This is a genomic window from Amycolatopsis sp. cmx-8-4, from assembly GCF_046548675.1.
Lineage (GTDB): Bacteria > Actinomycetota > Actinomycetes > Mycobacteriales > Pseudonocardiaceae > Amycolatopsis.
The window spans coordinates 183,358-195,973 of record NZ_JAEBDZ010000009.1 but is presented as its reverse complement, the minus strand read 5'-3'; the positions used below and the strand labels follow the sequence as shown (position 1 = coordinate 195,973).

Genomic DNA, 12,616 nt, shown 5'->3' with positions numbered 1-12,616 from the left:
CCGGTGAACCCTTCCACCGCGCAAGCCAGGGTCATCGTCGACGAACTCGTCCGCAACACCGTCTCGCACGTCGTGCTCTGTCCGGGCTCCCGCAACGCGCCGCTGTCGATCGCGCTGTACGACGCCGCGGCGGCGGGCAGGCTCCGGCTGCACGTCCGGATCGACGAGCGCGGCGCCGGGTTCCTCGCGCTCGGCATCGCCGCGCGCACCGGCCGTCCGGTGGCCGTGCTCTGCACGTCCGGGACCGCGGCCGCGAACTTCCACCCCGCCGTGCTGGAGGCCGACCGCGCCGGCGTCCCGCTGATCGTGATGACCGCCGACCGGCCGCCCGAGCTGCGGGCCGCGGGGGCGTCGCAGGTCATCGACCAGCACCGGCTGTTCGGCAACGCCGCCCGCTACTTCGACGAGCTGGCCGTCGCCGAGCGCCGCGCCGGGCAGAACTCGTACTGGCGCAGCCAGATCTGCCGGGCCTGGAACGCCGCGTACGGCGAGTGGCGCTGCGGCCCGGTGCACCTGAACATCCCGTTCCGCGAGCCGCTCGTGCCGGATCCGGACGACGACGGCGAGTGGTACGAGTCCCTGGACGGCCGTCCCGACGGTTCCCGGTGGACCGAGCTGCCCGACTTCGGCGCGCTGCCGTCGTTCGTGGTGCCTTCGGCGCGCCACGGCCTGGTCATCGCGTGCGACACCGGCGTCCAGGCGGCGAGCGAATGGGCCGAGCAGCACGGCTGGCCGGTGATCTCGGAGACCGGGGGCCTCGGGCTGACCGGCGGCACGGCGATCTCGTCCGGCGCGTGGCTGCTGGGCGTCACGGACTTCATCCAGCGGCACAAGCCGGAGCAGGTGCTCTGCCTCGGCCGGCCGACGGTGTTCCGGCAGATCCAGAACGTCCTCTCCGACGCCTCGGTCGAGGTGCTGCTGGTCCGGCCGGACTCGGACTGGCCGGCGCCCGCGCACAACGTCCGGCAGGTCGGGCAGTGGTTCGACGAGCCGACCAAGCCCGCCGACCCGGAGTGGCTGGCGAGCTGGCGCCGCGCGGACGAGGCGGCCGCGGCGGCGGTCACGGCGGTGCTGGCGTCGGAGCCGTGGCCCTCGGGGTTGCGCCTGGCGTCGGAGCTGGTGGACGCGCTGCCGCCGGACTCGCTGCTGGTGGTCGGCTCGTCCAACCCGACCCGCGACGTGGCACTGGCGGGCCGGCTGCGCCCGGACGTCCTGGTCCACCGCAACCGCGGCGTCGCGGGCATCGACGGCACGGTCTCGACGGCGATCGGCGCGGCGACGGTCCACCGCGGCCCGTCGTACGCCCTGCTGGGCGACCTGACGTTCCTGCACGACGCGTCGGGGTTGCTGACGGGCCCGGCGGAGCAGCGCCCGGACCTGACGATCGTGGTCTGCAACGACGACGGCGGCGGAATATTTTCCCTGCTGGAGCAGGGCGCCCCGGAGCACTCGGCGAGCTTCGAGCGTGTGTTCGGCACCCCGCACGGCGCCGACCTGGGCGCGCTGTGCGCGGGCTACCGGGTGCCGCACGTGGTGGCGGAGACGCTGACGGAGTTCCAGGCCGCGCTCCGCCCCGCGCCGGGGCTGCGGGTGGTGGAGGTCCGGGTCGACCGTTCGCGCCACCGTGACCTGCACGCTCGGTTGCGCGCCGCGGTCAGCGCGGCCGTCTCCGCCGTCTGACCCACGCCGGAGGTTCCGTCGCGGCGTCCGGATGAACCGACCCTCCAGGCACGCGAGCCGACTCTCCGAGTACGCGAGCCGACCCTCTTGGGCCGCAGCGAGTCATGAGTGATCCAAGTGGCGGGGTCGGCCAGCGTGCCCAGAGGGTCGGATCGCGTACCTGGGAAGTCGGCTCGCGTGCCTGGAGGGTCGGATCGCGCGGTGCTCCCGTCGGGCCGGGGGTGTCGAGGCGCGGGTGGACCGTTCGCGGCACCGTGACCTGCACGCGAGGTTGCGCGCCGCGGTCAGCGTGGCCGTCTCGGCGGCCTGAAACAACCGGTCAACCGCTTTCCGGGTGTGATCCCAGCAGGCAAGATCCTCCCTTCGGCTGTTCCTGGTGTCTTCCTGGCTGGCTACGTTCGAGCGCGCTGATCCTCACCCGTTGGAGGGATTCGAATGCGTGCAAGAACTCGCACCGGCCTCGGTGTGCTCGCGGCCGGGGTCGCCTCGGTGCTGCTCGCCGGTACCGCCAGTGCGGCCCCGACGCCCGGTGCGCCCGGCGTCGGTGACTCGTACTACCCGAACGCCGGCAACGGCGGGACGGACGTGCTGCACTACGACATCCGCCTGACCTACCAGCCCGCGACCGACGTGCTGGCCGGCACGACGACGCTGCTGCTCACCGCGACCCAGGACCTTTCGCGGTTCGACCTCGACTTCGCGCTGAAGGCGTCGAGCGTGCTGGTGAACAACCGCGCCGCCCAGTTCACGAACCAGACCGGCAACGGCGAGCTCGTCGTCACGCCGGCGCAGCCGCTGCTCAAGGGCCAGACCGCCACGGTCGTCGTGGCCTACTCGGACACGCCGTCCACCGAGCAGGTCGACGGGCTCAACGGCTGGAAGAAGGGCCCCTTCGGCGCGCTCGGCGTCGACGAGCCGCAGAGCTCCGCGTGGTGGTTCCCGGCCAACGACCACCCGACCGACAAGGCGACCTACGACGTCTCCATCGAAGCGCCGGATGACAACGTTGCCGTCACCAACGGCACGCTCGTCCGCAAGACGAAGAGCCGCGCCGGCTGGACCCGCTGGCAGTGGCGCAGCACGAAGCAGCAGGCCACGTACCTGACGTCGTTCATCGTCGGCAAGTACGAGCTGAACCAGTCGACGACGCCGGACGGCAAGCCGTTCATCACGGCGTACGGCTCCGACCTCGGCGACTCGCTGTACGCGGCGAAGGCCAGTGTCGAGCGGACGCCGGAGATCGACGCGTTCCTGGCGACGAAGTTCGGGCCGTACCCGTTCGAGGCCGAGGGCGGCGTCGTCACCAGCGGCATCGGCTTCTCGCTGGAGAACCAGACCCGGCCGACCTACGGCACGCGCAACTTCCTCGCGGGCTCCAACACGACGCTGATCGCGCACGAGAACGCCCACCAGTGGTTCGGCGACAACGTCTCGCTCGGCCGCTGGAGCGACATCTGGCTGAACGAGGGCTTCGCGTCCTACGCCGAGTGGCTGTGGTCGGAGCACGAGGGCGAGGGCACGGTCGCCGAGCTGGCGCAGTACACCTACGACTCGAACCCGGCCGACGGTGCCCTGTGGAAGCTCATCCCGGCCGACCCGGGCGCGGACAACCAGTTCGACAACGCGGTGTACGACCGCGGCGCGCTGACGCTGCAGGCGCTGCGCACCGCCGTCGGCGACGAGTCGTTCTTCAAGATCCTGCAGGCGTGGCAGGCCCAGAAGGGCGGGTCGAACGGCCGGATCCAGGAGTTCATCGCGCTGGCCGAGAAGGTCTCGGGCAAGCCGCTGTACGACCTGTTCCAGACGTGGCTGTACACGTCGGGCAAGCCGGCGGTCGGCCCGAACGGCGCTTCGCCCGCGGCTTTCACGGCCCGGGTGGCGTCGGTCAAGCCGAAGTCGTTCGACCAGATTCAGGCCAACCACCGGAATCTCGCCGCGGAGCACAAGCACTGAGCAGTACCGCTACGCTCGCGGCGTGAGCACGAGAGGTGAGCGGGCGAGGCGCGTCGGGTGGTGGATAACCCTCGCCGTCGCCTCGCTCCTCTCCGTGATGTGCATCTGCCTGCTGTTCGCGGCGATCCGCAACGACCGCTCGATCTCCGGCCAGCTCGGCACGGCGACGGCCACGGTGGACTCGGTGGCGTTCGACCGCACGATCATCCACTTCGAGACCCCGGACGGCATCGTCCACAGCCCGGCCAACGGAGTCCTCTACCCGGACGGCCTGGCCGCGGGCCAGCTGGTCCGCGTCGAGTACGACGCGACGGACCCGGAACTGGCCCGGGTAGCCGGCCGCTCGGCGACGCTGACGCTGCTGCCGCTGGGCAGTTTCGTGTTCTTCACGTGGCTGGTGGCGGGGCCGCTGCTGTGGTGGATCCGGCGCCAGAACAAGCGAGCACCGGTCGAAGCCGCGGCCTGACCAGCAAACATCCCCCACCACACCCAGGGGGGCGTGCCCTGCTCCAGTCTATCGGCACCGGGTCCCCCGAAGGGGTGACGCGGTGAATCTGTGGACAACCGCAGCCGATGTGGACAACTCAGCCCGGCTGGACCCTCTCCAGCCACCGGCTCCGCGTGATCTCGTACTCGACCTCGCCCTGTTCGGTACCCGGAAGCACGTCGTCGAAGTCCTCCGCCGAGGTGAACGCGCGGGCGAACGTCAACCCCACCGACGCCATCGTCGCCCGTGATGGCGTGTTGACCGCCATCGTCTGGGCGAAGATCCGGCCCAGTCCCAGTACCGCGAAGCCGTACCGGAGCAGCTCCCGCGAGCCCTCGCCGGCGTACCCCTGCCGCCAGTGCCGGCGCAGCAGCCGGTAGCCCAGCTCGGCCTGCCCCTCGCTCTCGACCAAAGGCTGATCGGGTCCCTGTGGTGGCCGCAGGATCCACCAGCCGACGAAGTCCTCGCCGGCGAAGCCCATCCAGAAGCCGAAACCGGGCGAGACGGCCATCCGACGCCGGTGCGCGGCCTCGACCTCGGCCCGGGTCGCCGCCCGGCCCGTCAGGTACCGCATCACCTCCGGGTCGGAGTCCAGCTCGATCTCCAGCTCGAGGTGCTCGTCGGCCAGGGGCACGAGCGTCAGGCGCGCGGTGTGGAGGGTGGGCATGTCCCGATCTTCACAGCGCGCGCAACTCGTTTCAGCCCGCGTGGGCCGTCTCCTGCCACCAGCCCAGCACCTCGTCCGCCACTCCCGGGGCCGCCACCAGCAGGCCGTCCGTCGGCAACGCCGTGTCTTCGCCGTGCCGGTCCAGCACCACCGCGCCCGCCTCGATGGCCATCGCCACCGAGCCCGCGACGTCCCACTCGTGGTAGCTGTGCAGCACCGCCGCCGCCGCGTGGCCCAGCGCCACCTGGGCGATCGACAGCGCCGCTGAGCCCAGCACCCGGACGCCCGCGTGGGCCGCCGCCGCGCGCTCGATGAACTCGCCCATCCCCGGCCACGGCCCGCGACGGGCGAACTCCGTGAACACCAGCGCGCCCGCCGTGACGCAGCGGTCCGTGAGCCGGACCGGTTTGCCGTTCGCGCGGGCTCCCCGGCCGCGCGCCGCGGCGTAGATCTGGGCCCGGTACGGGTCCGCCACCACCCCGACCACCGGGCCGGCCGCGTCCACCAGCGCCAGGCTGTAGGCGCACCACGGCACCCCGGCGACGTAGTTCGCGGTGCCGTCCACCGAGTCGACGACCCAGCGGTACTCCGCGACGTCCGCGCCGTGGTCGGCGCCGAACTCGTGGCCCACCACCGGGATGCCCGGGAACTCGGCGGTCAGCACGCGCCGCGTGTGCCGTTCGAGGATCCGGTCGGTGTCGGTGACCCAGTCGAACGGCGAGTCGAGCGTGGCCGGGTGCGCACCCCGGCCGGCGGTCGCGGTGATCACGTCGGTCGCGTCGTTGGCCAGGCGGCCGGCCACTTCGAGGGCCCTCGACAGCAGGCCGGGCTCCACGGGCCGCGGCGGCCTGGAGGACAAGAGGGTCATGCCTGCTTAGTCTGGGCCCCGCTGGTTTCCGGGACACGACCTTGAGATGACATGTCGTGGCCGATCTGTTCCGGCAGCGTTGGCCGCGGTGTCACGCGGTCGCCAGGATCGGGTGCGATCGTCGGGAACGTGCGAGTCGCGATAGTCACCGAAAGTTTCCTGCCCCAGGTGAACGGCGTGACCAACTCCGTCCTGCGGGTGGTCGAGCACCTGCGCGAACGCCGGCACGACGTGCTGATCATCGCGCCCGGCCCCGGCCCGGACTCCTACCGCGGCGCCCCGGTGATCCGGATCCCGGCGCTCGACTTCCCCGGCGTGCACTCGCTGCCGATCGGCGTGCCGACGCGCACCGTGCTGACGGCGCTGGCCGCGTTCGGCCCGGACGTCGTGCACCTCGCGTCGCCGTTCGTGGTCGGCGCCCGCGGGCTCGCCGCCGCGCGACGGCTGCGGGTGCCCTCGATCGCCGTCTACCAGACCGACATCGCCGGTTTCGCCGCCGCGTACGGCTTCGGTCTCGCCGCGCGCGCCGCCTGGCGCTGGGTGCGGCGGCTGCACTCCCGGGCCGACCGGACGCTGGCGCCGTCCACCGACTCCGTCGAGCAGCTGCGGCGGCACGGCGTGCCGCGGGTGCACCGCTGGGCGCGGGGCGTCGACATCGACCGGTTCTCCCCGGCGCACGCCGACGCCGCGCTGCGGGCCGAGCTGGCGCCGAACGGCGAGCTGCTCGTCGGGTTCGTCGGCCGGCTGGCGCCCGAGAAGGAGGTCGACCGGCTGGCCGCGCTGGCCGGCATCCCCGGCATCCGCGTGGTCGTCGTCGGCGACGGCCCCGACCTCGAAAGCCTCAAGGAGCAGCTCCCGGACGCGGCCTTCCTCGGCGCGAAGTACGGCGACGAGCTGTCGGCCGCGTACGCGAGCTTCGACGTCTTCGTCCACACCGGACCGCACGAGACGTTCTGCCAGGCGGTGCAGGAGGCGATGGCGTCCGGCCTGCCGGTGCTCGCGCCCGACGCGGGCGGCCCGAAGGACCTCGTGCTGCCCGGCCGGACCGGTTACCTGCTGCCCGCGGACCGCGAGCTGTTCGGCCCGGCGCTGCTCGAGAAGATCGACGCCCTGCGGGACGCCGCGCTGCGGGCGAGGCTCGGCGAGAAGGCGCGCAAGGTCGTGCTCGGGCGGACCTGGCCGGCCGTCTGCCACGAGCTGGTGGGGCACTACGAAGCGGTGCAGGGCCGAGCCGCGCGCGCGGCTTGAGCCGTGCACATCGTCCAGCTCGCGAACTTCTACGGGCCCCGCTCGGGCGGGCTGCGCACGGCGTTGCACCACCTCGGCGCCGGCTACGTCGCGAGCGGCCACGTCGTGACGCTGGTGGTGCCCGGCACCCGCTACGCCGACGAGGTGCTGCCCACCGGCGTCCGCCGGTTTTCCTTGCCCGCGCCCAAGATCCCGGGCACCGGCGGCTACCGCGCCGTCGACCCGCACCGCGTCCGCGCCGTGCTGCGGAAGCTCGAACCGGACCGGCTGGAGGTGTCGGACCGGCTGACGCTGCGGGGGATGGGCGGCTGGGCGCGGCGCCACGGCGTCCCCAGCACGGTGATCTCCCACGAGCGCCTCGACCGGCTGCTGGAGCAGTTCCTGCTGCCCGAGCCGGTGGCGCGCCGCGTCGCCGACGTCGCCAACCGCCGGATGGCCGCGAGCTACGACACGGTCGTCTGCACCACGGCGTTCGCGCGGGCGGAGTTCGACCGGATCGCCGCGCCGAACGTCCACCGCGTGCCGCTCGGCGTCGACCTGACGACGTTCCGGCCCGCCATGCGCGACGACGCCTGGCGCGCCGGCCTGGCCGGGGGAGCGGACGCCCTGATCGTCCACTGTGGACGTCTCTCGCCGGAGAAACACGTGGAGCGCAGCGTGGACACCGTCGCCGAGCTGACGGAGGCGGGCGCGCGGGTCCGGCTCGTCGTGGCCGGTGACGGCCCGCGACGGCGGGCGCTGGAACGCCGGGCGCGCGGCCTGCCGGTGACGTTCCTGGGGTTCCTGTCCGGCCGCGGCGACGTCGCGCGCCTGCTGGCCAGCGCCGACGTCTCCCTCGCGCCGGGCCCGCACGAGACGTTCGGCCTGGCCGCGCTGGAAGCCCTCGCGTCCGGGACGCCGGTGGTGGTCTCGGCGTCGTCGGCGCTGCGGGAGATCGTCCGGCCGGGCTGCGGCGCGGCGGTCGACGACCACGCGCCCGCGTTCGCCTCGGCCGTCACGAACCTCCTGGACCGCCCGGAGGACCTGCGCCGCGCGGCGGCCCGGGCGCGGGCCGAGGAGTTCACCTGGCCCGCCGCGGTGGCCGGGATGCTGGCCACCTTCCGTTGACGCTGACCCCGAATGTCCTGAAGGGCACCCTCAGGGACTTACAGTCCCTGAGGGTGCCCTTCAGGACAGGCGACCACGCGCGTAGCCGGGGTGGACGCCCGGGGTGAGGCCCTGCTGGTCCGCGATCTTGACCAGGAGGCCGTGCAGGACGTCGCGCTCGTCGTCGGTCAGCGCCGCGGTGACGGCCTGCTCGTGCGCCGCGCCGGCCTGGCCGACGCGGCCCAGCAGCGCCCGCCCGTCCTCGCTCAGCTCGACCGCGTAGAGGCGCCGGTCCTCGGCGTTGCGGCGCCGCTCGATCAGGCCGCGCTTCTCCAGCCCGTCGACCAGCGGGACCAGCCGGGTCGCCGGCGTGCCGAGCTGCTTGGCCAGCGACTGCTGGCTCTGCCCGGGCCGGGACGCCACGAGCCGCAGCAGCCCGACCTGCGCCGGCGTCAGGTCCAACTCCGTCATCCGTTCGGTGAACTGCTGGGCGGCGTGCGCGCCGACTTGGGCGAGCAGAAACGCGCTGCCCAGCCGGGGTCTCTTCGCTTCCATGGCCAGAACGATAGTCGTTGACAATTCATTACACCAATGTAATGGTTTACGTCATGAAACGAATCGCGATCATCGTCTACGGCTTGTTCACCGTCGCCGGGGGCGTCCTCGGCGCCACCGGCACCCGCCCGGACTCGTCCGCGGCCGACGTCACCGTCTACAACGCGGGCCACCACGGCCTGATCCAGCTGCTGGCGCTGGCCGTTTTCGGCGCCGGGTTGTCCCTCGCCACCTGGACCGCGGCCGCGAGACCGCCCAGCCTGGGCTTCGCCGGCGGCCTCCTCGCGTCGGGGAGTCTCGTGCTGAGCAGCCTGGCGACCTGGACGGCCGCGCAGAACCCCGAGGTCGCCCGAGCCTTCACGTCGCTGGCGTTCGCGGCGGGCGCGTTCGGCTTCGCGGTGCCGCTGGCGCTGCTCATCGCCGTCGTCGCCCGGACGACGCCGCGCTGGCTGGCGATCATCGGCTACGTGATCGCCGTGCTCGCCGCACTCTCGGCGTTCGGGATGCTGACGCCCGTGCTCTACCCGCTGATCCCGGTCGGCCGCTTCGGCGGGCTCATCTGGCTGGTGCTCGTGAGCTTCCGCAAGACCAGCGACTAGATTCGAGACATGTCGCGCGCCAGCCTGGACAAGAACCCGCACGAAGTCGCCGCCATGTTCGACGGTGTCGCGGACGGGTACGACCGGGCGAACTCGTTCATGACCTTCGGCTTCGACCGGCGCTGGCGCACCACCACCGCCCGCGTGCTCGACGCCCGCCGCGGCGAGAAGGTCCTGGACCTCGCCGCCGGCACCGGGGTGTCCACCGTCGAGTACGCCCGTGGTGGTGCCTGGTGCCTGGCCGCGGACTTCTCGTTCGGCATGCTGCGGGCCGGGCTGCACCGCAAGGTACCGATGGTCGCGGCGGACGCGCTGAACCTCCCGTTCGCCGACGAGAGCTTCGACGCGGTGACGATCTCGCTGGCGCTGCGCAACTTCGTCGATACGAAGGCCGCGCTCACCGAGATCGCCCGCGTGGTCAAGCCGGGCGGCCGGCTGGTGATCTGCGAGGTCTCGACGCCGCCGTTCCCCCCGATCAGGTTCATCCACCGGCGGTTCATGCTGAAGCTGCTCACGTGGGTCGGCAAGCGGACGTCGTCCAACCCGGAGGCCTACTCCTACCTGGCCGAATCGATGCTGGCCTGGCCGGATCAACGCACCCTCGGCGAGATCATCGAGAGCGCGGGCTGGGCCGACGTCGAGTGGTTGAACCTCACATTCGGCGTCGTCGCGATCCACCGGGCCCGGAAGCCTGCCTAAACTCGCGGTATGAGCCGTCGTACACCTGACCAGGACGCCGAAGTCATCGTCGTCGGCGCCGGACCGGCCGGGTCCACCGTCGCGACCTACCTCGCCCGGTCGGGCGTCGACGTGCTGCTGCTGGAGAAGACCGAGTTCCCGCGCGAGAAGGTCTGCGGCGACGGCCTCACCCCGCGCGGCGTCAAGCAGCTCATCGACCTCGGCATCGACACCAGCGAGGAAGCCGGCTGGGTGCAGAGCCGCGGCCTGCGGATCCTCACCGGCGACCTGACGCTGGAGCTCGACTGGCCGGACCTCACCAGCTACCCGCCGTACGGCGTCTCCCGCACCCGTCACGACTTCGACGACCTCCTCGCGAAGCTCGCGGTGAAGGCGGGCGCGCGGCTGTACGAGCGCACCACCGTCACCAGTGCCATCACCGACGCGACCGGCCGCGTGGTCGGCGTCGAGGCGAAGGTCGGCCCGGAGCGGACGCCGGTGAACTACCGCGCGCCACTGGTCCTGGCCTGCGACGGCGTGTCCGCGCGGCTCGCGCTGAGCGTCGGCATCCAGAAGAACGAGAAGCGCCCGATGGGCGTCGCGGTGCGCCAGTACTACAAGAGCCCGCGTCACGACGACCCGTTCATCGAGGGCCACCTCGAGCTGTGGGACAAGTCGGATCCGCGCGACCCGAAGCTGCTGCCGGGGTACGGCTGGGCGTTCCCGCTCGGCGACGGCACGGTGAACGTCGGCCTCGGCATGCTCTCGACGTCGGCGTCGTTCCGGAACACCGACTACCGCGCGCTGCTGCGCCAGTGGCTCGACGGGACGCCGGAGGAGTGGGGCTACCGCGAGGAGAACGCGATCGGCAAGGTCGGCGGCGCCGGCCTCCCGATGGGCTTCAACCGCACCCCGCACTACCGCGACGGCCTGCTGCTGCTCGGCGACGCGGGCGGCATGGTCAGCCCGTTCAACGGCGAGGGCATCTCGGCCGCGATGGAGTCCGCGCAGATCGCGGCGGAGGTCGTCGTCCAGGCCCTGGCCCGGCGCGAAGGGCCTTCGCGCGAGCGGGCGCTGGAGGCGTACCCGCGCGCGGTGCGCGAGCTGATGGGCGGCTACTACCAGCTGGGCAACGTCTTCGCGAAGATCATCGGCAAGCCGAAGATCATGCACGCGGCGACCAAGTACGGCCTGCGGATCAACAAGATCCTCCCGCTGGTCTACAAGGGCCTGTCGGGCTGCTACGACGCCAAGGGCGGCGATGGCGTCGACCGCCTCATCTCGGCCCTCGCGAAGGCCACCCCCTCCCCGCGCTGAGTCTCACTTTCCCTAGGAAAGATGCGTCCGGAGGCCCCTCGGACGCATCTTTCCTAGGGAAAGCTCGGTGTCGGGCGCGCGCGGACACTCGACCGGCCCAGCAAGTTGGCCGTGCGGCCAGTGGGATAGATCACAGGTCAGCGCCCTGTTTGTCCGGTCGTGACGTGATCATGAAACGTCTTCGCGCAGGTCGCACGCGCGTCGTTGCCCGGCCGTGACAACGATGGCGGCGGAAGTTAGGGCACCCTGATAACACGGGGGCCTAGGGACAAGAATGTGAGTCGCGTCCTACACTCCCCCCATGCTTTGTGAATCGCTTCACATCCACGACGAGTGGCTTGTGAACTATTTCACAAGCTGGCCCGAAGACAGCCACGGGCCGTAAGGAGACCCTGACCCTCGGCGGTGTGACCCAGGTCCCTTAGGGTGCCGACGAGGCTGAGCGGTTCCCACCACAAGCAAAACCGCAGCGGCGCGGAAAGGATGGCGAAGACCCCGTGCTGATGTTGCCCGTGCTGACCCAAACGGACGCAGTGAACCTGGCGCAGCAGGCCCCGAGCCTGAAGCCCTACCTGCCCCTGGTCCTTCTGTTCGTGCTGGCGCTGGCGTTCGCCGTGTTGTCGGTGCTGCTGGGCCCGCTGGTCGGCCCCAGCCGCTACAACAAGGCCAAGCTCGAGGCGTACGAGTGCGGCATCGAACCGTCGCCGCAGCCGCTCGTCGGCGGCGGCCGGATGCCGGTGGCGTACTACATCACCGCGATGCTGTTCATCCTGTTCGACATCGAGATGGTCTTCCTCTACCCGTTCGCCGTGCAGGCGGACGCGCTGGGCACCTTCGGCCTGGTGGAGATCCTGCTGTTCATCGCGACGGTCGGCTTCGCGTACGCCTACGTGTGGCGGCGCGGCGGCCTGGATTGGAACTAGACCCATGGGCCTCGAAGAGAAACTCCCCAACGGCATCCTGCTGGCCAGCCTCGAAGGCCTCGTCAACTGGGCGCGGAAGAACTCGATGTGGCCCGCGACCTTCGGGCTCGCCTGCTGCGCGATCGAGATGATGACCGTCGGCGGTTCCCGCTACGACATCGCCCGCTTCGGCATGGAGCGCTTCAGCGCGACGCCGCGCCAGGCCGACCTGATGATCGTCGCCGGCCGCGTCACCCAGAAGATGGCCCCGGTCCTGCGCCAGATCTACGACCAGATGGCCGAGCCCAAGTGGGTCCTCGCCATGGGCGTCTGCGCCTCCTCCGGCGGCATGTTCAACAACTACGCCGTGGTCCAGGGCGTCGACCACATCGTGCCGGTCGACATGTACCTGCCCGGCTGCCCGCCGCGGCCGGAGATGCTGCTGGACGCGATCCTCAAGCTGCACGCCAAGATCCAGGACGAGCCGATCAACGCCCGCCGCGCCGCGATCCGCGCCGCCAGCGGCGCCCGCACCGAGCTCGTCGCGTCCTCGATCAAGTACGCGAAGAAGTAGAG

13 protein-coding genes are annotated in these 12,616 nt (G+C 71.6%); 10 read left to right on the top strand and 3 right to left on the bottom strand.

The window, feature by feature from the left end; genetic code table 11:
* Positions 1-3 precede the first annotated feature (3 nt).
* The 3 genes from menD to ACLJQZ_RS21155 all read left to right on the top strand — a co-directional run bounded on the left by menD (position 4) and on the right by ACLJQZ_RS21155 (position 4,099).
* Positions 4-1,680: a 2-succinyl-5-enolpyruvyl-6-hydroxy-3-cyclohexene-1-carboxylic-acid synthase gene (gene menD, locus ACLJQZ_RS21165; protein ID WP_410621652.1), complete on the top strand. Its 1,677-nt coding sequence runs from the start codon at positions 4-6 to the stop codon at positions 1,678-1,680.
* Between the two features lie 435 nt (positions 1,681-2,115).
* Positions 2,116-3,633 carry a M1 family metallopeptidase gene (locus ACLJQZ_RS21160; protein ID WP_410621651.1) on the top strand — a complete coding sequence of 506 codons (1,518 nt, stop codon included), beginning with the start codon at positions 2,116-2,118 and terminating at the stop codon, positions 3,631-3,633.
* 22 nt (positions 3,634-3,655) lie between these two features.
* On the top strand, positions 3,656-4,099 hold the full coding sequence (locus ACLJQZ_RS21155; protein WP_410621650.1) for a DUF3592 domain-containing protein: 444 nt from the start codon (positions 3,656-3,658) through the stop codon (positions 4,097-4,099).
* 118 nt (positions 4,100-4,217) lie between these two features.
* Here ACLJQZ_RS21155 and ACLJQZ_RS21150 read toward each other — a convergent pair whose 3' ends face one another.
* On the bottom strand, positions 4,218-4,787 hold the full coding sequence (locus ACLJQZ_RS21150) for a GNAT family N-acetyltransferase (RefSeq protein ID WP_410621649.1): 570 nt from the start codon (positions 4,785-4,787) through the stop codon (positions 4,218-4,220).
* Between the two features lie 31 nt (positions 4,788-4,818).
* Positions 4,819-5,655 carry an inositol monophosphatase gene (locus ACLJQZ_RS21145; RefSeq protein ID WP_328445775.1) on the bottom strand — a complete coding sequence of 279 codons (837 nt, stop codon included), beginning with the start codon at positions 5,653-5,655 and terminating at the stop codon, positions 4,819-4,821.
* Positions 5,656-5,832: 177 nt separating this feature from the next.
* Between ACLJQZ_RS21145 and ACLJQZ_RS21140 the strand changes: the two genes are divergently transcribed.
* Positions 5,833-6,903, top strand: coding sequence for a glycosyltransferase family 4 protein (locus ACLJQZ_RS21140; RefSeq protein WP_410621648.1), 1,071 nt, complete (start codon positions 5,833-5,835; stop codon positions 6,901-6,903).
* A gap of 3 nt (positions 6,904-6,906) precedes the next feature.
* Complete coding sequence (locus ACLJQZ_RS21135; protein WP_410621647.1) at positions 6,907-8,010, top strand: glycosyltransferase family 4 protein; 1,104 nt, start codon at positions 6,907-6,909, stop codon at positions 8,008-8,010.
* Between the two features lie 60 nt (positions 8,011-8,070).
* Here the strand turns inward: ACLJQZ_RS21135 and ACLJQZ_RS21130 are convergent, their stop codons facing one another.
* The gene (locus ACLJQZ_RS21130) at positions 8,071-8,544 is read right to left on the bottom strand and encodes a MarR family winged helix-turn-helix transcriptional regulator (protein WP_410621646.1); all 474 of its coding nucleotides are present in this window, start codon (positions 8,542-8,544) and stop codon (positions 8,071-8,073) included.
* A 53-nt stretch (positions 8,545-8,597) separates the two neighbouring features.
* Here ACLJQZ_RS21130 and ACLJQZ_RS21125 point away from each other — a divergent pair, with 53 nt between their 5' ends.
* The 5 genes from ACLJQZ_RS21125 (at position 8,598) to ACLJQZ_RS21105 (ending at position 12,614) form a co-directional block, all read left to right on the top strand.
* Positions 8,598-9,143, top strand: coding sequence for a DUF4386 domain-containing protein (locus ACLJQZ_RS21125; protein ID WP_410621645.1), 546 nt, complete (start codon positions 8,598-8,600; stop codon positions 9,141-9,143).
* Positions 9,144-9,152: 9 nt separating this feature from the next.
* A complete protein-coding gene (locus ACLJQZ_RS21120) occupies positions 9,153-9,842 on the top strand; it encodes a demethylmenaquinone methyltransferase (protein WP_247060336.1) in 690 nt (229 codons plus the stop codon).
* A gap of 9 nt (positions 9,843-9,851) precedes the next feature.
* On the top strand, positions 9,852-11,138 hold the full coding sequence (locus ACLJQZ_RS21115) for a geranylgeranyl reductase family protein (RefSeq protein WP_410621644.1): 1,287 nt from the start codon (positions 9,852-9,854) through the stop codon (positions 11,136-11,138).
* A 503-nt stretch (positions 11,139-11,641) separates the two neighbouring features.
* Complete coding sequence (locus ACLJQZ_RS21110; protein ID WP_247063898.1) at positions 11,642-12,061, top strand: NADH-quinone oxidoreductase subunit A; 420 nt, start codon at positions 11,642-11,644, stop codon at positions 12,059-12,061.
* A gap of 4 nt (positions 12,062-12,065) precedes the next feature.
* Positions 12,066-12,614, top strand: coding sequence for a NuoB/complex I 20 kDa subunit family protein (locus ACLJQZ_RS21105; RefSeq protein ID WP_086863694.1), 549 nt, complete (start codon positions 12,066-12,068; stop codon positions 12,612-12,614).
* The last annotated feature ends 2 nt before the right edge of the window (positions 12,615-12,616 follow it).